The 25,939-nt window shown below is 68.9% G+C and carries 23 protein-coding genes and 1 pseudogene; 9 read left to right on the forward strand and 15 right to left on the reverse strand.

Annotated features, from left to right (window positions below; all coding sequences use genetic code 11):
- Window positions 1–6: 6 nt before the first annotated feature.
- Both NVV99_RS15710 and NVV99_RS15715 read left to right on the forward strand, forming a co-directional pair.
- Window positions 7–1,521, forward strand: a complete 1,515-nt coding sequence (locus tag NVV99_RS15710) for an iron ABC transporter permease (protein WP_024101545.1) — start codon at window positions 7–9, stop codon at window positions 1,519–1,521.
- A complete protein-coding gene (locus tag NVV99_RS15715) occupies window positions 1,518–2,564 on the forward strand; it encodes an ABC transporter ATP-binding protein (RefSeq protein ID WP_024101544.1) in 1,047 nt (348 codons plus the stop codon). The genes NVV99_RS15710 and NVV99_RS15715 overlap by 4 nt, the downstream gene beginning before the upstream one ends.
- Before the next feature lie 12 nt (window positions 2,565–2,576).
- On the opposite strand, the gene NVV99_RS15720 is transcribed toward NVV99_RS15715, so the two are convergent.
- Entirely contained in the window at window positions 2,577–3,047 is a 471-nt protein-coding gene (locus NVV99_RS15720; RefSeq protein ID WP_006550151.1) for a gamma-glutamylcyclotransferase, read from the reverse strand.
- 212 nt (window positions 3,048–3,259) lie between these two features.
- Here NVV99_RS15720 and NVV99_RS15725 point away from each other — a divergent pair, with 212 nt between their 5' ends.
- A complete protein-coding gene (locus NVV99_RS15725) occupies window positions 3,260–4,657 on the forward strand; it encodes an NAD(P)H-quinone dehydrogenase (protein ID WP_024101543.1) in 1,398 nt (465 codons plus the stop codon).
- A gap of 39 nt (window positions 4,658–4,696) precedes the next feature.
- Here NVV99_RS15725 and glpK read toward each other — a convergent pair whose 3' ends face one another.
- Window positions 4,697–6,211, reverse strand: coding sequence for a glycerol kinase GlpK (glpK, locus tag NVV99_RS15730; protein ID WP_024101542.1), 1,515 nt, complete (start codon window positions 6,209–6,211; stop codon window positions 4,697–4,699).
- Window positions 6,212–6,327: 116 nt separating this feature from the next.
- Here glpK and glpD point away from each other — a divergent pair, with 116 nt between their 5' ends.
- Complete coding sequence (gene glpD, locus NVV99_RS15735) at window positions 6,328–8,058, forward strand: glycerol-3-phosphate dehydrogenase (RefSeq protein WP_024101541.1); 1,731 nt, start codon at window positions 6,328–6,330, stop codon at window positions 8,056–8,058.
- Between the two features lie 108 nt (window positions 8,059–8,166).
- Here glpD and NVV99_RS15740 read toward each other — a convergent pair whose 3' ends face one another.
- Window positions 8,167–8,688 (reverse strand): hypothetical protein, encoded by a 522-nt coding sequence (locus NVV99_RS15740; RefSeq protein WP_006550155.1) that lies wholly within the window; start codon window positions 8,686–8,688, stop codon window positions 8,167–8,169.
- A gap of 110 nt (window positions 8,689–8,798) precedes the next feature.
- Window positions 8,799–9,524 (reverse strand): annotated as a pseudogene (locus NVV99_RS15745) (oxygenase MpaB family protein); the annotation flags it as partial.
- A 139-nt stretch (window positions 9,525–9,663) separates the two neighbouring features.
- Between NVV99_RS15745 and NVV99_RS15750 the strand changes: the two are divergent.
- Window positions 9,664–10,251: a TetR family transcriptional regulator gene (locus NVV99_RS15750; protein WP_041803413.1), complete on the forward strand. Its 588-nt coding sequence runs from the start codon at window positions 9,664–9,666 to the stop codon at window positions 10,249–10,251.
- On the opposite strand, the gene NVV99_RS15755 is transcribed toward NVV99_RS15750, so the two are convergent.
- The 4 genes from NVV99_RS15755 to NVV99_RS15770 are packed head-to-tail and all read right to left on the reverse strand — an operon-like array spanning window position 10,221 to window position 17,605.
- Window positions 10,221–11,021, reverse strand: a complete 801-nt coding sequence (locus tag NVV99_RS15755; protein ID WP_019288533.1) for a DNA-formamidopyrimidine glycosylase family protein — start codon at window positions 11,019–11,021, stop codon at window positions 10,221–10,223. The genes NVV99_RS15750 and NVV99_RS15755 overlap by 31 nt on opposite strands.
- A 1-nt stretch (window position 11,022) precedes the next feature.
- On the reverse strand, window positions 11,023–15,585 hold the full coding sequence (locus NVV99_RS15760; RefSeq protein WP_024101537.1) for an ATP-dependent helicase: 4,563 nt from the start codon (window positions 15,583–15,585) through the stop codon (window positions 11,023–11,025).
- 51 nt (window positions 15,586–15,636) lie between these two features.
- On the reverse strand, window positions 15,637–16,197 hold the full coding sequence (locus NVV99_RS15765) for a hypothetical protein (RefSeq protein ID WP_006550159.1): 561 nt from the start codon (window positions 16,195–16,197) through the stop codon (window positions 15,637–15,639).
- A 37-nt stretch (window positions 16,198–16,234) separates the two neighbouring features.
- Window positions 16,235–17,605, reverse strand: coding sequence for an FAD-binding oxidoreductase (locus NVV99_RS15770; RefSeq protein WP_024101536.1), 1,371 nt, complete (start codon window positions 17,603–17,605; stop codon window positions 16,235–16,237).
- Between the two features lie 100 nt (window positions 17,606–17,705).
- On the opposite strand from NVV99_RS15770, the gene NVV99_RS15775 reads away from it, so the two are divergent.
- The gene (locus NVV99_RS15775) at window positions 17,706–17,963 is read left to right on the forward strand and encodes a Rho termination factor N-terminal domain-containing protein (RefSeq protein ID WP_006550162.1); all 258 of its coding nucleotides are present in this window, start codon (window positions 17,706–17,708) and stop codon (window positions 17,961–17,963) included.
- Between the two features lie 28 nt (window positions 17,964–17,991).
- Here NVV99_RS15775 and NVV99_RS15780 read toward each other — a convergent pair whose 3' ends face one another.
- A complete protein-coding gene (locus tag NVV99_RS15780) occupies window positions 17,992–19,497 on the reverse strand; it encodes an aldehyde dehydrogenase family protein (protein ID WP_024101535.1) in 1,506 nt (501 codons plus the stop codon).
- Between the two features lie 36 nt (window positions 19,498–19,533).
- Here NVV99_RS15780 and NVV99_RS15785 point away from each other — a divergent pair, with 36 nt between their 5' ends.
- From NVV99_RS15785 to NVV99_RS15795, 3 genes are all read left to right on the forward strand, one after another.
- Entirely contained in the window at window positions 19,534–19,998 is a 465-nt protein-coding gene (locus NVV99_RS15785) for an Lrp/AsnC family transcriptional regulator (protein ID WP_016692799.1), read from the forward strand.
- A gap of 67 nt (window positions 19,999–20,065) precedes the next feature.
- Window positions 20,066–21,400: an L-lysine 6-transaminase gene (lat, locus tag NVV99_RS15790; protein ID WP_024101534.1), complete on the forward strand. Its 1,335-nt coding sequence runs from the start codon at window positions 20,066–20,068 to the stop codon at window positions 21,398–21,400.
- A 47-nt stretch (window positions 21,401–21,447) separates the two neighbouring features.
- Window positions 21,448–22,278 (forward strand): tyrosine-protein phosphatase, encoded by an 831-nt coding sequence (locus NVV99_RS15795; RefSeq protein WP_051424836.1) that lies wholly within the window; start codon window positions 21,448–21,450, stop codon window positions 22,276–22,278.
- Between the two features lie 3 nt (window positions 22,279–22,281).
- Here the strand turns inward: NVV99_RS15795 and NVV99_RS15800 are convergent, their stop codons facing one another.
- From NVV99_RS15800 to NVV99_RS15825, 6 genes are all read right to left on the reverse strand, one after another.
- A complete protein-coding gene (locus NVV99_RS15800) occupies window positions 22,282–23,217 on the reverse strand; it encodes a hypothetical protein (protein ID WP_024101532.1) in 936 nt (311 codons plus the stop codon).
- Complete coding sequence (locus tag NVV99_RS15805; protein WP_242411738.1) at window positions 23,204–24,349, reverse strand: hypothetical protein; 1,146 nt, start codon at window positions 24,347–24,349, stop codon at window positions 23,204–23,206. The genes NVV99_RS15800 and NVV99_RS15805 overlap by 14 nt, the downstream gene beginning before the upstream one ends.
- Before the next feature lie 2 nt (window positions 24,350–24,351).
- The gene (locus NVV99_RS15810) at window positions 24,352–24,633 is read right to left on the reverse strand and encodes a hypothetical protein (RefSeq protein ID WP_024101530.1); all 282 of its coding nucleotides are present in this window, start codon (window positions 24,631–24,633) and stop codon (window positions 24,352–24,354) included.
- Window positions 24,630–24,947, reverse strand: coding sequence for an SAV_915 family protein (locus NVV99_RS15815; RefSeq protein WP_024101529.1), 318 nt, complete (start codon window positions 24,945–24,947; stop codon window positions 24,630–24,632). Before NVV99_RS15815 ends, NVV99_RS15810 begins: the two co-directional genes overlap by 4 nt.
- A 97-nt stretch (window positions 24,948–25,044) precedes the next feature.
- On the reverse strand, window positions 25,045–25,407 hold the full coding sequence (locus NVV99_RS15820) for a VanZ family protein (protein ID WP_024101528.1): 363 nt from the start codon (window positions 25,405–25,407) through the stop codon (window positions 25,045–25,047).
- A 3-nt stretch (window positions 25,408–25,410) separates the two neighbouring features.
- Window positions 25,411–25,851: a DUF1707 domain-containing protein gene (locus NVV99_RS15825; RefSeq protein WP_024101527.1), complete on the reverse strand. Its 441-nt coding sequence runs from the start codon at window positions 25,849–25,851 to the stop codon at window positions 25,411–25,413.
- Between the last annotated feature and the right edge of the window lie 88 nt (window positions 25,852–25,939).

Raw genomic sequence — 25,939 nt, forward strand, 5'->3', positions numbered from 1 at the left:
CCGATCTTGGCCACGGCTGCGCTGGGTGTCGCCGTGTTCGCGCTCGCACCTGTCGTGCACCTGGTGATGCGCGCGTTCGCGGACGGCCCCGAGCGGGTCTTCTCGCTCGTGTTCCGGCCACGCACTCTCGAACTGGTGTGGCGCAGCGGCGCGCTCGCCGTGACGGTCACGGTGGCCTGCCTGATCCTGGGGCTCGCCGCAGCATGGTTGACGACCCGCACGGATCTCCCCGGCCGTCGCTGGTTCGCGTTGGCCCTGAGTCTGCCCTTGGCGATCCCCTCGTACGTGTCGGGCTTCGTCTGGATCGCCCAGTTCCCCGCGCTCGAAGGTTTCGTCGGTGCTGCCCTCGTCCTGACCTGCGCGTCCTTTCCTTACGTCTATCTGCCTGTGGCGGCGGCACTCGCCTCGGCCGACCCGGGGCTCGAGGAAGTGGCCCGCACTCTCGGCCGGTCCCGGCTGACCGCCATCCTCACCGTCACCTTGCGGCAGGTTTGGCCGACCGCGGCGGCGGGCGGACTGCTCGTCGCGCTCTACACGCTCAGCGACTTCGGCGCCGTCGCATTGATGCGCTACGAAGCGTTCACCCTGGCGATCTACGGAAGTTACCGGGGACTTCTCGATCGCACGCCCGCCGCTGTCTTCGGCCTCGTGCTGGTCGCGATCGCCGTGGTGCTGACGGTCGCCGAACGGAGAGCGCGCCGCGGCGCCACCGCGCGGATCGGATCCGGTACCGCGCGCACGGCCGAACCCGTGATGCTCGGCTCACGGCGATGGCCGGCGATCGGCTTCCTCGCCGCTCTGCTCGTCGTGAGCGTGGGAGTTCCGGTCGCGGGCCTGGCCCGCTGGTTGTGGAGGTCGCAGCAGATCGCGGTCGACTGGTCCGGTATCTGGACCGCCACCACCTACACTCTGTGGGTGTCCGCGCTCGGTGCGTTGCTGACCACGGTGCTCGCACTTCCGGTGGGCATCTACGCCGCACGGTCGCACTCCCGATTGTCCCGCTTCACCGAGAGCGCCGCCTACATCGGCTTCGCGCTGCCCGGCATCACCGTCGGTCTGGCGCTCGTGTTCTTCGGCATCCGACTGCTCCCGCAGTGGTACCAGCAGACCCCGATGCTGGTGATCGCCTACGCGGTCCTGTTCCTCCCTCTCGCGGTGGGGTCGATCCATGCGGCGGTCGCCGCGATCCCCCGGGGTCTCGAAGATGCGTCCGCAACTCTCGGTTCCGGACGATTGCTCACCGGACTGCGGGTGACGATCCCGATCGCCGCACCCGGCGTGGTCGCCGGTGCGGCATTGGCATTCCTGACCATCGCCAAGGAACTGCCTGCGACGCTGCTGCTCGTCCCCATCGGGCACGACACGCTCGCGACTGGGATGTGGCGACATACCGAAACCCTCGCGTACGGCTCGGCAGCACCCTATGCGGTGATCCTCGTCCTCATCGCGGCACTGCCGTCGCTCGTGCTGGGACGTCTGTTGCGCGGCCGGGTCGACGCGGAAAGTGGAGGCGAAGAGTGACCGGTCTGACCATCGAGAATGTATCCGCGCGATACGGCGCCGCCGAAGTCGTCACCGATGTGACCCTCGACGTGCCGCGCGGCGACCTGCTCGCCGTCCTCGGACCGTCGGGTGGCGGCAAGACCACACTGTTGCGAGTGGCGGCTGGGCTGCATCCCGCAGCGTCGGGACGGGTCTCCGTAGACGACGTGACCGTGACCGACGTGCCGCCCGAACGTCGCGGGGTGGGCCTCGTGCCGCAGGAAGGCGCGTTGTTCCCGCATCTGAACGTGGCGCGCAACATCGGCTACGGTCTGGGGCGAGCGAACCGGCCGTGGCGCGGAGGTGCGCGGGAGGAACATCGACGCCGGGTCGAGGAGCTACTGGATCTCGTCGGTCTTCCGCGAGTCGGGCACCGTAAGCCGAGCGCGCTCTCCGGCGGGCAACAGCAGCGGATCGCTCTGGCTCGTGCACTGGCACCGCGACCGTCCGTGGTCCTGCTCGACGAGCCGTTCAGCGCGCTCGACGCCGGTCTGCGCGCGAGTCTGCGCGCGGATGTCCGTACGCTGCTGCGCGAACAGTCGGTCGCGGCGGTGCTCGTGACCCACGACCAGACGGAGGCCTTGGCCATGGCCGACAGGCTGGCGGTGATGCTCGACGGCCGGATCGCCCAGGTGGGCTCGCCCGAGGAGGTCTACGGGAGACCGGCATCCGTCGCGGTGGGCGAGTTCGTGGGGGAGGCGATCATACTCGAGGCCGAGGCGTTCGGCGACTGCGCGCAGACCCCGCTCGGGAAGGTTCAGCTCGTCTCACCCGGACACGGCGTGGGTCGCGTCCTGCTGCGACCGGAACAGATCGAAGTCGGGGCAGCGCCGACGAAGTGCCCTGCTGCCGGATCGTTCACTGTGCGCGACACGGCATTCGGCGGCGCACACAGCGAAGTGCGGGTCGAGGGGATGGGAATCGCCGTCCGTGCCCTGTGCACCACCCTGCACGGTCTGCAGGCGGGCGACCCGGTGACGGTGAGCGTCCGGCGACCGGTGCCCTTCTATCCCGGAGGGTAGGAAGGCCGGCGTCTAGAAGCCGTCGGGACGCCCCGGACCCACATTGCGACTGTTGCGGGTACGCAGATCCCGAACGTATTCGGCGGGGGCCCCGGCGATCTCGGCCGCGTCGGCCATCACGCCCAGATAGCGTGCCGACGGCAGGCCGCCCTCGTATCCGTCGACGACGTACAGCCACGCGAGGACCGGACCGTCGGCCGTGTCGACGCGCACGCGGATCTTGCGGTGGAAACCGAGTTCGGCTCCCTCCCAGCGGTCGAGGCTGCGTTCGTCGTCCTCCGGCACGTCGTAGAGCACGACGAACACCTTCGCGTCCGAATCCTCGACGACTGTCGCGAGGGCGCCCTCCCAGCCGATGTCGGCGCCGGCGAAGGTCAGTCGCCAACCGTGCAACCACCCGGTTCCCGCCATCGGCGAATGCGGGCAGCGCGTCAGCATCTGCTCCGGATGCATGTTGGACCCGTAGGCGGCGTAGATCGGCACGAGGATAAGGCTAACCCGTCGTCCACCGGAGTCGTCGGAGGGGCGGCGCAGGGACGGACGAGGAGTTATCGGGGGGCCGTTGCGTGCCGGGTCCACCGGTCCCTGTGCGCGAGGTGGGGGCATTGGCATAGCGTTGAGACCACGTGTGTGCCCACCAGGCGCTCACGTGCAGCCCGACCCGGCACCCTTCGGAATCGATACAGAGGAGAACAATGACCCGGATCGTCATCATCGGCGGCGGCCCCGCAGGATACGAGGCGGCGCTGGTGGCCTCCCAGTACGGCGCGACGGTGTCACTGATCGATTCGGACGGGATCGGTGGCGCCTGCGTGCTCTTCGACTGCGTCCCCTCCAAGACCTTCATCGCCTCGACCGGCGTGCGCACCGACATGCGCCGCGCCGCCGACCTGGGCATCGAACTCGACCGTGCCGAGGTGTCGTTGCCGCAGGTGCACGGCCGTGTGAAGAGCCTCGCCCGCGCGCAGTCCTCCGACATCCGCACCAAGCTCGAGGCCGCCGGGGTGAAGTTGTTCTCCGGTTACGGCGAACTCGTCGACGCGCAGCCCGGCATGGCCGCCCATCAGGTGCGCGCCAAGCTGCTGACCGGCGAGGAAAAGGTGCTCGACGCCGACGTCGTGCTGATCGCCACCGGCGCGAGCCCGCGTGTCCTGCCGGGCGCGGAGCCGGACGGTGAGCGGATCCTCACCTGGCGTCAGCTCTACGACCTCGAGAAGCTTCCCGAGCACCTCGTCGTCGTCGGTTCGGGTGTCACCGGCGCCGAGTTCGTCTCCGCCTACACCGAGGTCGGCGTGCAGGTCACCGTCGTGTCGAGCCGCGACCGGATCCTGCCGCACGAGGACGAGGACGCGGCTCTCGTGCTCGAGGACGTCCTCACCGAGCGCGGTGTGACCCTCGTCAAGCACGCCCGCGCCGACCGGGTCGAACGCACCGAGGACGGCGTCCGCGTGCTCCTCGCCGACGGCCGCATCGTCGAGGGCAGCCATGTGCTGATGACCGTCGGCTCGGTGCCCAACACCCGGGATCTCGGTCTCGACAAGGTCGGGCTCGAACTCGACCGGGGCGGTTACCTTCCCGTCGACCGCGTCTCCCGTACCGCCGTCCCCGGCATCTACGCCGCGGGCGACTGCACCGGACTGCTGCCGCTCGCGTCGGTCGCGGCCATGCAGGGCCGCATCGCGATCTACCACGCGCTCGGCGAAGGCGTGAGCCCCATCAAGCTGAAAACCGTTGCGGCCGCAGTGTTCACGCGTCCCGAGATCGCCGCCGTCGGTGTCAGTCAGGCGACGATCGACAAGGGCGAGGTGCCCGCCCGCACAGTCATGCTCCCGCTCAACACCAACCCGCGCGCCAAGATGTCCGGCCTGCGGCGCGGTTTCGTGAAGATCTTCTGCCGCCCCGCGACCGGTGTGGTCATCGGCGGTGTGGTCGTCGCCCCGACCGCGTCCGAGCTCATCCTTCCCATAGCGTTGGCGGTGCAGAACAACCTGTCGGTCAACGACCTCGCGCAGACCTTCTCGGTCTACCCGTCGCTGAGCGGATCGGTCACCGAGGCCGCCCGCCAGCTGATGCGCCACGACGATCTGGACTAGGCACCGGACGGGGCGGGATTCGCGGCGATCCCGCCCTGCTCAGGCCCAGTCGTAGGTGCGTTCGACCGCCTTGTTCCATTCGCCGAACAGGCGCTCGCGTTCGTCGACCGGCATCGCCGGCTCCCACGTGCGGTCCGCGGTCCAGTTGCGGCGGATGTCCTCCTCGTCCTCCCAGAAGCCGACGGCGAGACCGGCCGCGTAGGCGGCGCCGAGTGCGGTGGTCTCGGAAACGGTGGGTCGTACCACCGGCACACCGAGGATGTCGGACTGGAACTGCATGAGCAGATCGTTGGCGACCATGCCGCCGTCGACCTTGAGGGTGCGCAGGTCGACCCCGGAGTCGGCGTTCATCGCCTCGATGACCTCCCGCGTCTGGTAGGCCGTCGCCTCGAGCGCCGCCCGCGCGAGGTGGCCCTTCTCGACGAAGCGCGTCAGGCCGGCGATGACGCCGCGGGCGTCGGGTCGCCAGCGCGGCGCGAACAATCCCGAGAAGGCCGGCACGAAATACGCCCCGCCGTTGTCGGGGACGCTCGTGGCGAGCGCTTCGATCTCGTCGGCGGACCGGATCAACCCGAGATTGTCGCGCAGCCACTGCACGAGCGAACCGGTCACGGCCACCGAACCTTCGAGGGCGTAGACCGCGGGGGCGTCACCTATGCGATAACAGACGGTGGTGATCAAGCCGTGCTCGCTGCGCACCGGGGTCGTGCCGGTGTTGAGCAGCAGGAAGTTGCCGGTGCCGTAGGTGTTCTTCGCCTCGCCGGGGGACAGGCAGCCCTGGCCGAAGGTCGCGGCCTGCTGGTCGCCGAGGATGCCGGCGACCGGGACCCCGGCGAGCGGTCCGCGCTCGCGGGCGTGCCCGTACACCTCCGACGAACTGCGGATCTCAGGCAGCATCGACTCCGGGATGCCGAGTTCGGCACAGATCGCCGGATCCCACTGCTGTGTCCCGAGATTCATCAGCAGCGTCCGGGAGGCGTTGGTCACATCGGTGATGTGCAGTCCGGGTGGCTGACCCTCCTCGCCGACACCACCGGTGAGATTCCACAGTATCCAGCTGTCGATGGTGCCGAACGCGAGGTCGCCGGCCTCGGCGCGCTCTCGGGCACCGTCGACGTTGTCGAGGATCCACCGCACCTTCGGTCCGGCGAAATAGGTCGACAGCGGTAGTCCGGTGATCTCGCGGTAGCGGTCGGGCCCGGCGTCGCCGGCAAGCTCCTCGACGAGCCTGTCGGTGCGGGTGTCCTGCCAGACGATCGCGTTGTACACCGGTTTTCCGGTGGTGCGGTCCCACACCACCGTGGTCTCGCGCTGGTTCGTCAGGCCGATCGCCGCGACGTCGTTGCGTCGCAGATCCGCTTTGGCGAGTGCTGCGGCGACCACTTCACGGGTGTTGAGCCACAGCTCTTCCGGGTCGTGTTCGACCCATCCCGACCGCGGGAGGAACTGGCGGTGTTCCTTCTGCGCGAGCGAGACGATGCGCCCGTCGTGGTCGAAGATGATGCACCGGCTGGACGTGGTGCCCTGGTCGATCGCCGCGATGAACTGGTTCACAGGTGATCCTCGGGTGAAGGGGACGGCTCGGTTCGGCAACGCTTCCGCTGCGCGCTGCGGGTCCGAAGCTACTACCCTTGATCGGGATACGTCGACGACTCACGGGAGCAGGTGCGGTGACCAACCAATCGGGTGTGCAACTCCTCGGACCGCAACAGCGCGCCGACGCCTGGCGTCGTCTCGCCACCGAACAGTTCGACGTCGTCGTCATCGGCGGTGGTGTCGTCGGGGCGGGAGCAGCACTCGACGCCGCGACCCGGGGCCTGCGAGTCGCTCTCGTCGAGGCCCGCGACTTCGCGTCCGGCACGTCGAGCCGGTCGTCGAAGATGTTCCACGGCGGCCTGCGCTATCTCGAACAGCTCGAATTCGGTCTGGTGCGAGAAGCCTTGCGCGAGCGCGAACTCGCATTGACGACCCTGGCCCCGCACCTGGTCAGGCCGTTGAAGTTCCTCTTCCCGCTCACCCATCGGGTGTGGGAGCGGCCCTACGTCGCGGCGGGCATCTTCCTCTACGACCGTCTCGGTGGCGCGAAGTCCGTTCCGGCGCAGAAGCACCTGACCCGCTCGGGCGCCCTACGGATGGTTCCCGGTCTCAAGCGCAATTCGCTCGTCGGCGGAATCCGCTACTACGACACGGTCGTCGACGACGCCCGGCACACCATGACCGTCGCGCGGACGGCCGCGCACTACGGTGCGGTGGTGCGTACGTCGACGCAGGTCGTCGGTTTCCTGCGCGAGGCCGACCGCGTGTCGGGTGTGCGGGTGCGCGACAGCGAGGACGGTTCGGTCACCGAGGTGCGAGCGCACGCGGTGATCAACGCGACCGGTGTGTGGACCGACGAGATCCAGTCGTTGTCGCGGCAGCGCGGCCCATTCCGGGTCCGCGCGTCGAAGGGCGTGCACATCGTCGTGCCCCGCGACCGGATCGTCAGCGATTCGGCGATCATCCTGCGTACCGAGAAGTCGGTGCTGTTCGTCATCCCGTGGGGCAACCACTGGATCATCGGCACCACCGACACCGACTGGAATCTCGACCTGGCGCACCCGGCGGCGACGAAGGCCGACATCGACTACATCCTCGACCACGTCAACCGCGTACTCGTCGTCCCGCTCACCCACGACGACATCGACGGTGTCTACGCTGGTCTGCGCCCGCTGCTGGCGGGGGAGAGCGACGAGACGTCCAAGCTCTCGCGTGAACACGCCGTCGCGCGGGTGGCGCCGGGGCTCGTGGCGATCGCCGGTGGCAAGTACACGACCTACCGCGTCATGGCCGAGGACGCCGTCGATCTCGCGGCCGAGGACATCCCGGCCCGGATCGCGTCGTCGATCACCGAGAAGGTGCCCCTTGTCGGGGCCGACGGGTACTTCGCGCTGGTCAACCAGACCATGCATCTCGCCGAGCAGTACGGTCTGCATCCCTACCGCGTCAAGCATCTGCTCGACCGCTACGGCTCCCTCGTCGAGGACGTGCTGAGCCTTGCGAAGGGCCGGCCCGAGTTGCTCGAACCGCTGACCGATGCCCCCCAGTACCTGCAGGTCGAGATGGTCTACGGCGCTGCGGCCGAAGGAGCCCTACATCTCGAGGACCTCCTGGCGCGCCGGACCCGGATCTCGATCGAATACCCGCACCGCGGGCTGCACTGTGCGGAGCAGACGGCCCGGCTGGTCGCTCCGGTCCTCGGCTGGGACGACGCGACGATCGACCGGGAAGTCGCGACCTACCGGGCGCGCGTCGAGGCGGAGATCGAGTCGCAGAACCGACCCGACGACGAATCCGCGGACGCGCTCCGGGCAGCGGCCCCGGAGGCCCGGCCGGAGATCCTCGAACCGGTGCCCATCACGTAGCCGCGGGCGGTTCGTGACGGGTGTCGGTGCGTGAGCACCGCCTTCTCGGCGGTCGGTGCGTGACACCGCCTTCTCGGCGGTCAGTGCGTGACACCGCCTTCTCGGCGGTCAGTGTGTGAGCACGACCTTCACGACGACCACGACCGTCGCGATCAGAGCCACCCCCACCGCGGCCGCCACGGTCCGGTGGGTCGGGCTGCGATTCTGTAACCGGCGCACGACGAATACGGTCGAGCCGATACGGATCAGCACGGCGACCTCGGCGAGGATGTGGGCCGTCCGGGGCTCGAGCCAGCCGACCCAGGCCGTGGCGAGCACGAGACAGGGCAATACCGCCGACGACAGGATGGGAACGGAGTCGCGGAGTTCCTCGATGCGTTCGCTGCGCGTGAGTTGAGCACCCGAACGAACGGACTGAGCGACCGACTCCGCGAAGACATGGGCGATGAACGTCGAGAGTGCGGTGCCGATCACGATCGCGATCCCGATGTACTCGGGCGAGGTCGTGATGGGGACGAGCGCGGCCAGCACCAGGATGTTGCCGTAGACGTAGGCGCTGATGCGGGAGGCCGCCGACTCCGGGGACAGAGGGCGGCGCCGTCCGGACGACAGGTACGAGGGCGTGGACACCTCGCTAGCGTGACACAGAACGCCCTCGTCGACGCCGCTACCGGAAGGGTGCGTCAGGGTGAAACAGAAGTGGGACGGTGGCGATCCGTCACCTTCGGGCTGTAGTGCATCCGCGGGTGGTAGCGGTATCGCCACGGAACGAGTTTCGTGCCGAGTCCGATGGCGCGACCGACGAGAGCGTGCAGTGCCGCCTCCGGTCGGCTCCATCGGTAGCCGAGCAGCTCGCGCACCGGCGGGTCGTACAACCCGACGGTGAGCCACAGGAAACCGGCCGTCACCAGCGGGCGGATCAACTTCCACACCTCTTCGGGGAACCACCGCAGGAAGGGCGGACGGTCGAGATTCGACAGGTCGAGCACGTCTCGGGTGGCCTTGTTGTCCTCGAGCACGGTGCGGCACTGCGGTCCCAGTACTCGAGGAAGTCCTCCCAGGATGCGGGGACCGAGTGCATCGGCATGCCGTACAGCCGGTACCACTGCACGTGCTCGTCGAACAGGCGGTGCTTCTGTTCGAGGGTGAGCGGGCCGTCGAACCACTCGATGGAGACGACGAGGCTGTAGAAGAAGGTCGCGTGCGCCCAGTAGAAGGTGTCGGGGTCGAGTGTGTGGTACCTGCGGCCCTTCTTGTCGATCCCCTTGATGGTGTTGTGGTAGCCGCGCACCTTCGCTGCGGTCTCCGGGGCGGGGGGGACCGTCGAAGACGACGCCGTAGATCGGGTACAGCGATCGGTAGAGCCGTTCCCACCGTTCGTCGAAGAACTTCGAGTGCTCTTCGACCCCGGCGCCGAGTCCGGGATGCATGTTCTGCATCGACCCCGCCCACGGCCCGAAGAGCATGCCGCGCCGGCCGCCGAAGTATCGCCAGGTCAACGAATCGGGGCCCAGGGGTTCCGGTGGTTCCGGCCGCGCAGGGCGCGGTGCCGCGTGGTGCGACGACTCGGCGGTGTCCGGCCCGACAACGACGGGAAGCGACAAGGTGGACACCACGCGCCGCAGCTGGGCGGGCGTCGACCTGCTCGGAACGCCCGACGGCGCGGCAGCGAACGTCAGGGCCGTGTGCCGGGCCGCCGAACTCACCGAACGGTACTTCTACGAGAGCTTCACCGACCGCGACACCTTCGTCCGCGAGGTCTACGCCCACGTCGCCGACCGCGCCCGCGACGCGCTGACCGAGGCGGTACTGTCCGCCCCCACCCTCGGCCGGGCCGAGGCCGCGGTGCGGGCGTTCGTCGAGCTCATGGTCGACGACCCCGCGAAGGGACGCGTGCTCCTCCTCGCCCCGCTGCGCGAACCCACAATCAGTCGGCGCGGTATCGAACTCGCCCCGGCCTTCGTCGCGCTGGTCCGCGACCAACTACCCCCGGGTGGCGACGAGGGACAGCGCCACATGGTGGCCGTCGGTGCCGTCGGCGCCCTCACCAGCCTGTTCATGAGGTACCTCGAAGGCGACCTCGCCGTGTCGCGAGACACCCTCGTCCGGCACTGCGTCGCGCTCGTCGAGGACGCCGGCAGGGCGGCGTGTCTACAGGGCGATCAGGGCGGGGATCCTTCCGGGCGCGGCTGACATCGCGGGCACCGGTAGACCACCCGCTCGGGATCGGTCGCGGTGCCGATCTCGCCGAACCGGATCGGGGTATGGCAGCGTCTGCACGGCTTCCCGCGACGCCCGTAGACCCACAGATTGCGGCCCGGACGACGGTCGCCGGTGGTGATACGGGTCGTCCGGTCGCGGTTCGCGACCAGCAACCGATGCGTGAGGTCGACCCACGCAGCGGGATCCCCGGCCTGCGCGACCGGGGTCCACGGATCGACGCCCCGCAGGAAGCACAATTCGGAGCGGTACACGTTCCCGACGCCGGCCATGATGCGCTGATCGAGCAGGGCCACCCCGATCGGACGGTCCGGGTCGCGCACGAGATTCGCCGCCGCACGCTCGGGATCCCAATCGGGACCGAGCAGATCCGGCCCGAGATGGCCCACGGCGTCGTCCTCCCGGTCACGGGCGAGCACCTCGACGATGCCGAGTTCGAAACCCACCGCCTGCACGTCCTCGGTGCCGAGCACGATGCGCGCCTTGTATCCGGGCTTGCGCCACCGTGTTCCGCGCGGATAGACGTGCCATTCGCCTTCCATCTTCAGGTGCGAATGGATCGAGACGTCGGCGACGCGGACGAGTAGGTGCTTGCCCCGCGAGACCACTTCGTCGACCGTGCACCCGGTGAAATCGGCCGTGGCGAAACGCGGAACGCGGAAGTCCGTCTCTGTGAGCACCTTTCCCTCCAGTGCCGTTCGGAGGCGGTGCGCGGCGCGGAACACGGTGTCTCCCTCGGGCACGTCAGAACCTCAGCCGGTAGCCGCGCGGGGTCGCCGAGAATCCCGCTTCGGCAAGATATCCGGCGAACTCGTGCCCATGGATCGTCTCACCGTCGACCTTCTCGACGACGATCTTGTCGACACCACCGCGTTTGACGCTCGCAGCGAGCGACGCGCATGCGCTGCGCAACCGGCCCGGATCGTCGTCGAAGGTGAGCAGCGTGCGTCCGCCGCGTTCGACGAACAGCACGAGCGCCCCGTCGACGAGCACCACGAGTCCACCGGCCTTGCGGCCCGGCCGGTGCCGCGGCGCGTCGTCGTCGGCCGACGACTTCGGCCACGGCAGTGCCGCACCGTACGGGTTGGCCGGATCGCACGCCGCGAGGGTGACGGCCGCGGTCTCCGAGTGCCGGCCCTCGATCGAATCCGAGAACGACCGGAGACGGTCGACGACCGACGGTGTCGAGAACTGCGCTCCGCCCAGCGAATCGACGAAGTAACCGCGGCGGCACCGGCCCGTCTCCTCGAACCGGCTGAGCACCTTGTACATCGTCGCGAATCCGCCGGGCACACCCTCGCCGACGACGACACCGCGGGTGACCACGCCGTACCGCTCGAGCAGCAGTTCGGCGGTGGTGTGTGCGCGGACCGTCGCGTCGGTCTCGCGTTCGGGCAGCATCGACCAGCGCCCGCTCACGGTCGGTGGCCCGGTGCGGCTCGGCAGCGTGGGCCGGGCCCGGTACATCCGGGCGCGCGGCGCCCGGCGCGGGGTGCGGTGGGCGGGCTTGGCACGGGAGGTGTCGCCGATCAGGGCGCGCAGCGGGGCGAGGGTGTCGCCCGCGATATGCCCGCTCCACACCAGCTCCCACAGGGCGTCGGCGACCGTCGTGTCGCTCGCCGTGGTGTGGAGGACGGTGACGGCGTCGACGAGTTGCCGGAAGAAGTACGCGCCGCCGCCCGAGAGCGACTCGAGGATCGCCCGGTGCACCGGCCCCAGCTCGATGTCGTCGACCGAAGCGAGGCTCGCCGGGGCCAGATCGGCCGGATGCAGTGCCACCCAGCCGTCCTTCCCGGAGATGGACCCGGCACCCGACCACAGGACCTCACCGGTCGTGGTGAGTTCGTCGAGCATCGTCGGGGTGTAGTCGCGCACGCGGGGAGCGAGGATCAGCGGTTCGAGGGCGCTCGCGGGCACCGGTACCCCGGCGAGTTGTTCGACGACGGTGAGGACACCGTCGATGCCGTAGAGCGCACTCGTGCCCGGGCCGGTGCCGAGGTGGTGCCAGTCGGGCAGGAATCGTCCGAGGGTCGTGGTGCTGACGGGTTCGACGTCCTGCCGGGCGGCGGCGAGCGACCGGCGCCGCAGCCTTCGGAGCACCTCCGTGTCGCACCATTCCGATCCGCTCGCACCCGGGCGGAATTCGCCTGCCGTGACGCGCTTCTCGGACGCGAGCCGGCCGAGGACGGATTCGACGACCGCCGTGCCCAGTCCGAACCGGGCGGCGGCCTGCGCGGTGGTGAACGGGCCGTGGGTGCGGGCGTGCCGGGCGATCAGATCGCCGAGCGGGTCGGGGACCGGTTCGACGAACACCGTCGGGACCCCGATCGGCAGGGGCACGCCCAGCGCGTCGCGCAGGCGTGAGGCGTCCTCGACCGCCGCCCATCGGTGCTCACCCGCGTACGAGACACGCAACGCGCGGCGTTGCGCTTCGAGATCCTCGATCCAGGACGTCGGGTCGTCGGTGGTGCGCTCGCGCAGCTCGGCCTCGGTGAGCGGACCGAGCAGACGCAGCAGATCGGCGACGCCCTCGGCGTCGCGTGCGCGTCGCTGCGGGGTCAGGCGTTGCAGTTCGTGCTCGGCCTCGGTGATGACGTCGGCGTCGAGCAGTTCGCGCAGCTCGACCCGGCCGAGAAGTTCGGCGAGCAGCGTCGAGTCGAGCGACAGTGCCGCGGCCCGACGTTCGGCGAGCGGGCTGTCGCCCTCGTACAGGAACTCACCCACATAGGAGAACAGCAGCGACGTCGCGAACGGTGAGGCCGTGGGGGTCTCGACCTCCACCAGCCGGATCTTGCGCTGGGCGATGCTGCCGAGCAGGTCGCGCAGAGCAGGCAGGTCGTAGACGTCCTGCAGGCACTCGCGCACCGTCTCGAGCAGGATCGGGAAGTCGGGAAAGCGGCGAGCGACGTCGAGCAGTTGCGCCGATCGTTGGCGCTGCTGCCACAGCGGGGCGCGCTTGCCCGGGTTGCGGCGGGGCAGGAGCAGGGCCCGCGCCGCGCACTCCCGGAAGCGGGACGCGAACAACGCGGAGCCGCCGACCTGTTCGGTGACGATGTCGTCGATCTCCTCGGTGTCGAAGACGAAGATCTCCGAGCCGGGCGGGGCGTCGTCGGTGTCGGGCAGTCGGACGATGATGCCGTCGTCGGACGGGGTGGGGTGCGATTCGATGCCGTAGCGTTCGAGCAGTCGCGCGCCCACCGCGAGCGCCCACGGCGCGTGCACTCGCAACCCGAACGGCGAGTGCAGCACCAGCCGCCAGTCGCCGAGTTCGTCGCGGAACCGTTCGACGACGAGTGTTCGGTCGGTGGGCAGGTGACCGGTGGCGGTGCGCTGCTCGTCGAGCAGACGGATGAGATTTCCGGTGGCGTAGTCGTCGAGACCACCTTTGCGGCAGCGGGTCTCGGCGTCCTCCGGCGAGGCGTGGCCCATCTCGCGCAGGAATGCGCCGAGCGCGGCACCGAGTTCGGCGGGTCGACCCTGACTGTCGCCGTGCCAGAAGGGCAACCGGCCGGGCCGGCCGTAGGCGGGGGAGACCAGCACCCGGTCGAAGGTGATCTCCTCGATCCGCCAGCTGGTGGCACCGAGCGCGAAGACGTCACCCACTCGCGACTCGTAGACCATCTCCTCGTCGAGTTCGCCCACCCGCGTGTTCTTCTCGCCGACCATGTACACGGTGAACAGGCCGCGGTCGGGGATCGTGCCGCCGGAGGTGACGGCGAGCCGTTGGGCGCCGGGCCTGCCGATGAGGGTGCCGGCCGTGCGGTCCCATACCACCCGGGGACGGAGCTCGGCGAACTCGTCGGACGGATAGCGGCCGGCGAGCAGGTCGAGGACGGATTCGTAGACGCCGCGGGAGAGCGTCGCGAACGATCCGCTGCGCCGCACCGTGTCGAACCAGTCGTCGACGTCGACGGGTTCGAGGGCCGTGGCCGCGACCGTCTGCTGGGCGAGCACGTCCAGTGGATTCGCCGGGACCTGCAGCGCCTCGATGTGTCCCTCGACCATCCGCTCGACGGTCACCGCGCAGTGCACGAGATCGGTGCGGTGCTTGGGGAACAGCACGCCGCGTGAGGTCTCGCCCACCTGGTGCCCGGCGCGACCGACGCGCTGCAGACCGCTGGCCACCGAGGGCGGAGCCTCGACCTGGATCACGAGATCGACCGCACCCATGTCGATGCCGAGTTCGAGACTCGACGTCGCCACCACGCACCGCAACCGGCCCGACTTGAGATCGTCCTCGATCAGAGCGCGCTGGTCCTTGCTCACCGACCCGTGGTGGGCGCGGGCGAGCACGGGTGCAGCGCCGGCGGTGGTCTCGGTGGGCGATCCGAGCTGCGAAGGCGGTGCGCCCTCGCGGTCCACCTGCTCGCCGAGGCGTTCGGCCTGGATCTCGTTGAGCCGGGCGGTGAGACGTTCGGACAGTCGCCGGGAATTGGCGAACACGATCGTCGACCGGTGCTCGGTGATGAGATCGACGATCTGCTCCTCGACGTGCGGCCAGATCGACCCGGCCTGCGGTGTGGGTGAGAACGATTCCTCGTCGGGCTCGGAAACCCCGAGTTCGGTCATGTCCTCGACCGGTACGCGCACCGCGAGATCCCACGTCTTCGCCGAGGGCGGCGCGACGATCCGGATGGGGGCGGAACCGGCGAGGAACCGGCCGACCTCCTCGTGCGGTCGCACGGTGGCCGACAACCCGATGCGTTGGGCCGGCGCGCGCAGGAGCTGGTCGAGACGCTCGAGCGACAGCGCGAGATGCGCCCCGCGTTTCGTCCCCGCCACCGCGTGGACCTCGTCGACGATCACCGTCTCGACACCGACGAGGTTCTCCCGCGCGGACGAGGTGAGCATGAGGAAGAGCGACTCGGGCGTCGTGATGAGGATGTCCGGTGGCGTGCGCGCCATGGCGCGACGATCGGCCTGGGAGGTGTCGCCGGAACGCACACCGACGGTGATGTCGGGTGGCGTCAGACCGAGCCGTTTCGCGGTCTGGGTGATGCCGACGAGCGGAGACCGCAGGTTGCGCTCGACGTCGACGGCGAGGGCCTTGAGCGGCGAGACGTACAGCACGCGGGTGCGGTGCTCGCGCGCGGCGTGCTCGTCGGCCGGGGTGGACGAGAGCCGGTCGAGCGACCACAGGAACGCCGACAGGGTCTTGCCCGAGCCGGTGGGGGCGACGACGAGCGTGTGGGCTCCCGAGGAGATCGAATCCCACGCGCCGAGCTGGGCCGGGGTCGGGGACTCGAACGCCCCGGCGAACCACGCCCGGGTCGGCGCGGAGAAACGATCGAGGATGTCGGTCACCATCCCATCGTCTACCCGCCGACCGACACACTCAGTCGCCGCACGTGAACCCACTCAGTCGTCGTACGCGAACCGGGCGATCTGCCGGCAGTGATCGTCGGCCCAGGAGTTGCGGCCGCCGCGCATCAGTTCCGTTACGAGCGCCCGCGCCGGGGCCCGCCACGGCAGCGCCTCGAACTGCTCCCGCGCGGCGGGTTCGTCGCTCCACACCACGGACACCACGGAGCCCTCGTCGATGAAGGAGAGGCCGGGGGAGTCCGCCGCGAGCTGCTCGCGGGTCGAACCCGACGCCTTCTCCAGCTCGGCCCCCGACACACGGACGTAGCCGGCGAGGCTCCGCTGCCCGTCGGAGAGGTCGAGGAACATCCCTGCGACCGCCATGTTGCCGGCGTGCACCGACACCAGCGGCTTCCGCGGGTCGTCCGGCTCGCCGGCGGGAAGACACACGACGGACCAGTACTCGCATTCGCTCATGCGGGCGTTGGGCACGATCGACGACACGACGTCGCGGAGCCAGGCCGTGACGGAGCCGAACTCTGGATACTGTTCGAGCTCGCGGTACTTGGTCTCGCGCAGCGGCAGGGCGGTCGTTGACGGGGGCACACGGGTGTTCACGCGACGATTATGACCGCAGCCGATGTGGTGTGGGTCATCAGATCACCACGCCGGGATTCAGGATCGCGTTCGGGTCGAGCGCGGCTTTGATCCGCTCGGTCAACGCCATCACGTCCGGTCCCACCTGATCGGGTAGCCAGGCCTTCTTGAGCCGGCCGACACCGTGTTCACCGGTGATGGTGCCGCCGAGTTCGATCGCGAGATCCATGATCTTCCCGAAGACCGTCTGCGCCCGCGCCGTCATGTCCTCGTCGGCGGGGTCGTAGACGATCAGCGGGTGGGTGTTGCCGTCCCCGGCGTGGGCGATCACGGCGACGGTGACGTCGTGTCGGGTTGCGAGATCGGCGATTCTGCTCACCAGTTCCGGCAGTGCGGGGATCGGCACCCCGACGTCCTCGAGCAACAGGCTGCCGGTGCGCTCGACGGCCGGGATCGCCATGCGGCGGGCGACGGTGAACGCCTCACCCTCCTCGGGGTCGTCGGTCGCGAAGACGTCGTCGGCGCCGGCCTCGCGGCAGGCCCGCACCATGATCTCGATCTCCTCCGCGGCCGCGTTGCCGGGTGCGTCGGAGCGTGCGATGAGCATGGCCTCGGCGGTGCGGTCGAGCCCCATGCGCAGCATGTCCTCCACCGCCCCGATCGACGCCCTGTCCATGAATTCGAGCATCGCCGGTCGCAGGACCGCGGTGATCGCGACGACCGCGTCGGCGGCGGCCTGCACGGTGGCGAAGGTCGCGACCATCGTGGACGCCGGTGGCGGCGGTGGGACGAGGCGCAAGGTCACCTCGGTGATGACCCCGAGAGTGCCCTCGCTGCCGACGAACAGCTTCGTCAGCGACAGGCCCGCGACGTCCTTGACCCGCGGACCGCCGAGCCGCACCGCGGTACCGTCGGCGAGGACCACCTCGAGTCCGAGCACGTAGTCGGTCGTCACCCCGTACTTCACGCAGCACAGCCCACCGGCATTGGTGGCCGCGTTGCCGCCGATCGTGCAGATCTCGAACGACGACGGATCGGGTGGATACCAGAGTCCGTGTTCGGCCGCGGCCTGCTTCACCTCGACGTTGAGCAGACCGGGCTGGACGACGGCGGTGCGGGTCGCGGTGTCGAGGGTGATCGCCCGCATCTTCTCGGTGCTGAGCACGATCCCGTCGGCGAGCCCGCCGGACCCGCCGGACAGACTCGTGCCGGCACCGCGGGGCACTACCGGCACCCGGTGGGCGTTCGCCCACCGCAGTGTCGCCTGCACGTCCGCGGTGGATGTGGCCCGTACGAGCGCGAGGGGAACCGCGGCGTCCGGGTCCTGCGCCCGGTCCTGCCGGTAGCCGGCGAGGATGTCGGGATCGATGATCAGTGCGCCGGCGGGCAGCTGCCCGCGGAGTTCGTCGAGCAGGTTCCCTGGATACACGCCCCAGGTCTACCACACGATGTGTCACAGGCCACAGATCCTCTGATTGGGTGAAGTGTCGTCGGGTACCCCTTCCGCAGGACACGGAAAGGAGAAGACGATGCCGAATCCGTCGATCAAGAACGAGAAGATGTACGAGGACCTGCGCGAGGACGGTGCCTCCAAGGAGAAGGCGGCCCGGATCTCCAACGCGGCTGCGAACGAGGGTAAGTCGCAGGTCGGGAAGAAGGGTGGCAAGTCCGGCTCCTACGACGACTGGACGGTCGACGACCTGAAGAAGCGTGCGAAGGAACTGGGCATGACCGGTTACTCCGACATGAAGAAGGACGAACTGATCGACGCACTGCGCAACCACTAGCCAGCCGCCCGGACCCCCGAGTTCGGGATCAGCCGAACTCGACACCCTGGGCGAGCGGCAGCTCCGTCGAGTAGTTGACAGTGTTCGTCGCCCGCCGCATGTATGCCTTCCACGCATCCGATCCGGATTCGCGCCCGCCACCGGTGTGCTTCTCCCCACCGAACGCGCCACCGATCTCGGCACCCGAGGTGCCGATGTTGACGTTGGCGATCCCGCAGTCCGATCGGGCGAGGAACAGTTCCGCCTCGCGCTGGTCGAGCGTGAATATCGCCGACGACAGGCCCTGTGGTACACCGTTGTGCAAGGCGATCGCCTCGTCGAGGTCGTCGTAGTCGAGGACGTACAGGATCGGGGCGAAGGTCTCTTCGCACACCACCTCGGTCTGCGCCGGCATCCGGACCAGTGCGGGGGAGACGTACACGCCACCACCGGCGACCTCCACTCGGTCGCCGCCGACGACGAGCGTGCCCCCGTCGGCCTGCGCGCGGTCGAGCGCCGCGGTCATCGTCTCGTAGGACCGTTCTGAGATGAGCGGACCCACGAGGACACCCTCGTCCAGCGGATTCCCCACCCGCAGACGCGAGTACGCCTTCACGATGCGCTCGACGAACTCGTCGGCGATCGACCGGTGCACGATCAGCCGGCGCAAGGTGGTGCAGCGCTGGCCCGCTGTTCCGGCGGCCGCGAACACGACGCCCCGGACGGCGAGGTCCTGATCGGCGGACGGAGCGACGATCGCCGCGTTGTTGCCGCCGAGTTCGAGCAGGCTCCGGCCGAACCGGGCCGCGACGCGCGGTCCGACGATCCGTCCCATCCGGCTGGAGCCGGTCGCACTGACCAGCGCGATGCGGGGGTCGTCGACGAGCGCTTCACCCACCGTGTGGTCGCCGAGAAGAAGATGGTGGAGCCCTTCGGGGGCGCCGACATCGGTGGCGGCGCGGCGCAGCAGCGCGTCGCAGGCGAGCGCGGTGAGCGGGGTGGTCTCCGACGGCTTCCACACCACCGGATCGCCGCATACCAGCGCGATCGCGGTGTTCCACGACCACACGGCCACGGGGAAGTTGAACGCGGAGATCACGCCCACCACGCCGAGCGGATGCCAGATCTCCATGAGCCGGTGCCCGGGGCGCTCGGATGGCATCGTCCGCCCGTAGAGCTGCCGCGACAGACCGACGGCGAACTCGCAGACGTCGATCATCTCCTGCACCTCGCCCGCGGCCTCCGACGGGATCTTCCCGGCCTCGAGGGTGACGAGTTCGGCGAGATGCGACTTGTGTTCGACGAGAAGTTCCCCGAGCCGTCGCACCACGCGGCCGCGCACCGGAGCGGGGACGTCGCGCCACTGTTCGAAGGCCTGTGCCGCCGCCGTGATCGTCGCGTCGACCTCGGCGGCCGAGTGGACCGGAAGGTGTCCGATCACGCTGCCGTCGATCGGGCTGGTCACCGCGAGCGCCGCGTCGTCGGGCAGGGCGCCGACACCGCACTGTCTCAGAGCGGTCGCCGCGCGATCGGCGAGATCGGTGGTCGCATTCATCGGTGAGCTCCTTTACTGCTCGGATACCCTGCGCTGGTGCCCGAATCCTCGAGAAACGACTCGTCGAAGGAGTCGCTGGACGACATCGATCGGATGCTGCTGCGCGAACTGGTCGCCGACGGTCGCGCGACGCTCGCGGCGCTCGCCGAGAAGGCAGGATTGTCCGTCTCGGCCGTGCAGTCGCGGGTGCGTCGACTCGAGGCGCGCAACGTGATCCGCGGATACAGCGCGCGCGTCGATCCCGAAGCGCTCGGGCTGATGTTGTCGGCGTTCGTGGCGATCACCCCTCTCGACCCGTCGCAACCCGACGATGCACCGGCCCGCCTCCGGCACATCTCCGCGATCGAATCGTGTCACTCGGTGGCGGGCGACGAAAGCTACATCCTCCTCGTGCGTGTCGAGTCTCCTCGCGCTCTCGAGCGGTTGCTGCAGGAGATCCGCGCGACCGCGAACGTCGCCACCCGCAGCACCGTCGTTCTGCAAACATTTTACGAACGATAGGACCCTGCGCCGTAAGTGTTGCTGTGATACCAGGTTTGTCCCGTTGATTCTCGCGTACGGTGGGGTCATGAGCACTGCATTCCGAAACCCGGACGGTGCCGAGAACCTCGCCCCCGACCGGGTACACAGCATCCTCGGCCGGCACATGCTCGCCGACGGTTTCGACCTCGTCCTCGATCTCGACCGTTCCCGCGGAGTACGCCTCGTCGACGTCCGGGACGGGACCACCTGGCTCGACATGTTCGGGTTCTTCGCGTCGTCCACGCTCGGAATGAATCATCCTGCGCTGACCGATCCGGAGGCAGCGCACGAACTCGCCGCCGTCGCGGCGAACAAGCCCAGCAACTCCGACATCTACACCGTGCCCATGGCGCGCTTCGTCGAGACCTTCGTGCGCGTTCTCGGCGACCCGGCGCTCCCGCACCTGTTCTTCGTCGACGGTGGTGGGCTCGCCGTGGAGAACGCACTCAAGGTCGCGTTCGACTGGAAGAGCCGTCTCAACGAATCCCGCGGTCTGCCCGCCCACCTGGGCGGATCGGTGCTGCACCTGACCGAGGCCTTCCACGGCCGCACCGGGTACACGCTGTCGCTGACCAACACCGATCCGGTCAAGACCGACCGGTTCCCCAAGTTCGACTGGCCGCGCATCGACGCGCCCTATCTCACCGAGGGGCGCGACGTCGCCGCGGCCGAGGAGAAGGCCCTCGAGCAGGCACGCCGCGCCTTCGCCGAACGTCCCCACGACATCGCGTGCTTCATCGCCGAACCGATCCAGGGCGAGGGCGGCGACCACCACTTCCGTCCCGAGTTCTTCCGGGCGATCGCGCAGTTGTGCCGGGAGAACGATGCCCTGATGATCTTCGACGAGGTGCAGACCGGTGCCGGCACGACCGGCACCGCGTGGGCCTACCAGCAGCTCGGCGTCACCCCCGACATCGTCGCCTTCGGCAAGAAGACGCAGGTGTGCGGCATCATGGCCGGCGAACGCATCGACGAGGTGCCCGACAACGTGTTCGCCGTGAGCTCGCGGATCAACTCGACATGGGGCGGCAATCTCACCGACATGGTGCGGGCCCGTCGCATCCTCGAGGTCGTCGAGCACGACCGGCTCATCGAACGTGCCCGGTTGAGTGGAGCGCACCTGCTGTCGGGGTTGCAGCAACTCGCCACGCGACGACCGGTCGTCACCGAGCCGCGCGGACGCGGACTGATGTGCGCGGTCGACCTCCCGACTCCGGAGATCCGCGACGAGGTGCTGCGACGGCTGTACCGCGACGAGCACGTCCTCGTGATCGGGACGGGCACGCGCGGCATCCGCTTCCGGCCGCCGCTCGTCGTCACCACCCACGAGCTCGACGAGGCCGTCGACGCGCTCGACAGGGTGACCTCGCAGTACGAATGAGGTGTGGGTCCCCCTGTTCGCGGCCGGACGGCGGTAGCTTGTCGGACATGGCCGATGCACTGGACGAAACCGTGACCGGCGGCGAATCCTTCGCGATTCCGTCGCTGGTCAACCTGAGGGACATCGGCGGTTGCCGGAGTTCGTTCGGCGGCGTGGTCCGCACCGGAGTGGTCTTCCGCTCGACGGACCTCAGCCGCCTGACCGACACCGACGTCGAGACCCTCGACGCCCTGAGCATCGCGACGGTCTTCGACCTGCGCACGCTCGAGGAGCAGCAGCGCCGTCCCGATCGCGTCCCCGACGGTGCCCGGCACCTCGGGCTCGACGTTCTCGCCGACCGGCAGAGTGGATCGATCGCGGCCGCGCTGCCGGAACTCGTGTCCGATCCGGAGTTGGTGGCCCAGACGCTCGGGGACGGTCGTGCCGTCGAGTACCTGCGGCAGAGCTACCGCGAGTTCGTCACGCTGCCGAGCGCAGTGGCGTCGTACCGGACCCTGGCGAGTACCGTCGCGCACGGCGAGGTCCCGGCGCTCGTGCACTGCAGTGCCGGCAAGGACCGCACCGGCTGGGCGGCGGCCTCGCTGCTCATGTTCGCCGGCGCCGACCAGGACGCCGTGTTCGCCGACTACCTGCGCACGAACGACGAACTGCTCCCGCATTTCGACGACTTCTTCGCCCGGTTCGCATCGCTCGGCGGCGATCCGGACCTGATCACGCCCCTGCTCGGTGTGCGCCGCGAGTACCTCGAGGTGGCGATCGACGAGGCGTTGTCGCGCTACGGAACCATCGAGCAGTACTTCGCCGCCGGACTCGGTCTCGACGACGACACCCTGCAGGCCTTGCGGACCCGGCTCGTCGATTCGAACGTGACCGCCTGACCGTCACCTCGGCGCCGGCGTGCTCAGGGTCGGCACGGGGACCGGACCGTAGCGTCGCCACCGCGGTCCGGGTGCGTAGGAGCGCAGCTCGTCGACTCGGCGTGCGACAGCGTCGGGATCGGCGAGTTCGGCGCGGGCGTCGGGGTCGCGGAGATAGTGGTCGAGCACGGCGTCGAGGAGTTCGGGTGCGATCTCGAACCGGCGCCGGTCGATGCGGGCGGAGTAGCCGGGGGCACGACGGGACGAGACGTGCAGATCGTTGCGCTTCCGGTCGTCGAGGATCCGCCACGGCAACGGAACTCGTGCGCTCGTCCCGGCGCCCCACTGCCGCAGGGCGACCAGCACGACGTACAGAGGATCGGGTTGAACGCCGGATGCCGTGGCGTTCCAGGGTATCCAGGTGTCGGTGGCGTGATCGCTGAAGCGGATTCCGTCCACGGAGAGTGCGATCCGGCCGGGGCGCAGCGTCCGCCGGGCGACGAAGAAGTAGAAACCGACCTGCCACGAGCAGACGACGATCGTCATGATCACGTTCTCGCTCGTCCGGTCTCCGGCGTTCGGGGTCGTCCAGACGGCGGCGAGCAACATCAGCGTCAGCATCCCGATCTGAACGGGAGCGGCCCAGAAGACCGAAGGTGACTGTCGCAGAACCAAGGCCGGGGAGTCGGTTTCGGTTTCCGCGACGATGTGCTCCGCTCGGGTGCGTGGGCTGTACATGAGGAAACCGATCACCGGATACACCAGAACGGTCGCTCCCAGAGCCAACAGGAAGGTCGTGCCGGTGGGTGCTTCGAGTGGCATTCCTGCTGTTGCCTGTTCGACAAAGACGCCGACGAGAAGTGCGGGGAACAACAGGCCGACGACGGCTGTGAAGACGATGACGTACAGTGCCCGCGGATTTCCGTATGTGCGGAGGTCGGAACCGTCAGAAAACTGCATCGAGAACTCCTCGTCCCAGTCGCGTCACTCCACCGACGGTCGCGCCGAGGAGATCAGCCGTAGCGTCTGCTGCACTTCCGAGTTCGTTCACCCCGGCCATGATCGTTCCCAAGGCGGAGGTCGTGCCCGACTCGTAGATGTGGTCGACCATGCCGGATGTGAAGATTCCGCCGGCGGTTCCCGCCAGCACACCGATTACAGTGCCGACAGCGGTCCCGGCAATGGGAACGACCGATCCGATTGCGGCTCCTACCGCGGCGCCGGTCGTCATCGATGCCATCAGGCCCGCGCTGTTGGAGGCCACAGCCTGTTCGAGCGACTCGCCACCGGCGAAATAGTCCAGCCCTACGCCGGCGACGAAACCGAGAGCGTTTGCGGCCCCTGCGACTCTGGCGGCAGTTCGGGACAGCGGTACCGCGTCGTCGAGGTGTCTGCCTGTGTCGGCGAGGTCTTGAAGCGGTTGCTGAGCGATATCGAACAGACGTCGCAGTTCACCGTAGGGTGTGCCGTCCGGCAGTGCGAGAAATCGTTCCATCGACAGGAGTGCTGCGTTACGAAGATTTTCCTGAAGCTCGAGCAATGCCTTCACCCGACCACTCCGGTACAGGTCGGCGGAGTCGAACCCGGTGGTTGTCAGAAAAGTCGCGGACCACACGTGTCCGGTCCAGGTGTTCACGGCAGTTGCGATTGCGACCGACCAGCGAGCGTGCACCGCCTCGGCGGCTGCGTTCGCTTCTTGATACGCCAAGGTCCTTCGGAAAGCGGCTTCGTCGTCACCCGGGGGAGGATTACCGATCGTGTTGCATACGACCGACAGTCCCGCGGCCGCGGCGCGAGCGCGGATGTCGGCCATGTCGGACAGGGCGCGCGACAGTTCGCCCGCCAGGCCCGCGAAGACATCGGCGGTCTTCGATATCCGCGCGTGGAAATCGTCGATGGCGTGGACGTGTTCGCTCGACCTGTCGAGGTAGGTCTCGGAAGCGTCGCCCTCCCAAGCGTCGTCGGCGATGCGACGCGCCCGGGCCGCGGCGTCGGCGACGTTCCCGATCGTGGTGCCCAGCGTCGTGCGGATCCAGTCCTCGACCCGTCGGATATCGGTGGGGCTGCCGGCGATGAAGGTGTCGATCGGCACGGTCACTCCGACCAGGCCCGGACGAGCGCGGCGGCGGTCTCGTCGTCGGCGTCCCGGTACGTCTGCGCTGTGGTCGTCAGCAGGCCACCCGTTCCGCCGAGGAGCTCGACCATGCCGGCGAGGTCGGTGACGATCTGCGCAAGCATGCCGGTGAGCGGGCCGGTCGCGAGACCCGCGTCCACGCTCGTGGGGCAGGTGTCGACGAGATCCGCGGTGTCCGTGGCCGCACCCGTGTAGACGCCTGCAGCCCGATCGAGTTCGTCGGGATCGACGTACAGGCTCATTTCGCGTCTCCGGAGGCCGGGTGTCGACGTTCCGATTCGGATATCGGGACGTCGAGCAGCAGCGAATCCCACGGCTGTGCCTCACGCAGTCGCGGGAGCACGTGCGTGGGCAGCACCAGCCACGGTTGGCCGGCGCCGCAACAGGAGTGGAGACGGTCGAGTGCCGTGTAGGCGAGCAGCGCGATGCGGCCGTCGCTGAGATACCGATAGTCGACGGTGGCATCGGCCGGATCCGAGACCACTTCCGCGCAGGGTAGATAGAGATACGGCGGAAGCACCGTCGGTAGTGCGTCCGCGATCTGTTCCTGCGACATTCGTTCCCCCGTGAGCAGCCCGTCCGATCCCCCGTCGGACTGTCGGCGCGGAGGAGGCTACCAGCGGCAGGTTTTGTGACGAATCACGGGTTGATGCTTACGGTTTCGACCGCGTGCGAGAACGTGAGTTGACGACGGCCGCGACGGCGAGGCCGATCGCAACGCCGACGAGATCGGCGCACCAGTCCCAGAACGATCCGGAGCGCCGGACCGCGACGGTGGCCTGGAGGATCTCCGTCAGCACGCCGTAGAGGCCCAGCCACACCAGGGTGACGACGGGGGAGATGCGGGCGTAGCGAGAGCAGAGCGCGAGGGCCAGGAACATCAGTGCGTGTGTGACCTTGTCGGCGTGTGGCGGGCCGCTCGGCACGGTGCCGCCGGGGGAGAGCAGCATCGCAGTGATGACGACGACCGCGACGATCAGCGGCAGAGCGCGGTGCCGGAGGAGCGTGGACGGCACGGTTCAGGCGTTCTTCTTCTCGTCCCGCCGGGCGTTGGTGCTGCCGTCCTCGGTACTGTGCCCGTCCCGGTCGCGACCGGCGAACAGGACGATGCCCACGGCGGGGATCAGCAGGAAGAACAACCACGTGTCGAACGTGAAGAACAACACGAGCGCGACGAGCGGGGTCAGCCCCATCACGACCTCGCGCCAGCGATCGGGAGCCTTCTTCGGGGCGATCACCGGAAGGTCGTCGCGGGTCGTGGTGGGCAGCTCGGTGACGTGGGCGGGCAGGTCGGTGAACAGCACCTGGAGATCACCCCGCGTCGTCGCGGCCGACGCCTTCGCGCTGCGTTCGTCGAACTCCGACAGCGTCAGCCGGCCGAGCGCGAAGTGCTCGCCGAGCAGGTCGAGCGCCTCACTGCGTTCTGCGTTGCCGATCCGGATGTCGGGGTGTTCGGGCATGCCGGCCACACTAACCTGTGCCGTCGGACCGGCAACAGCCACGGGCACCTCTCGAAGGGCTGTGATCTCCACTACAGGATCTCCGCAA

This window comes from Rhodococcus sp. PAE-6 (assembly GCF_025290685.1).
Classification (GTDB): domain Bacteria; phylum Actinomycetota; class Actinomycetes; order Mycobacteriales; family Mycobacteriaceae; genus Rhodococcus; species Rhodococcus pyridinivorans.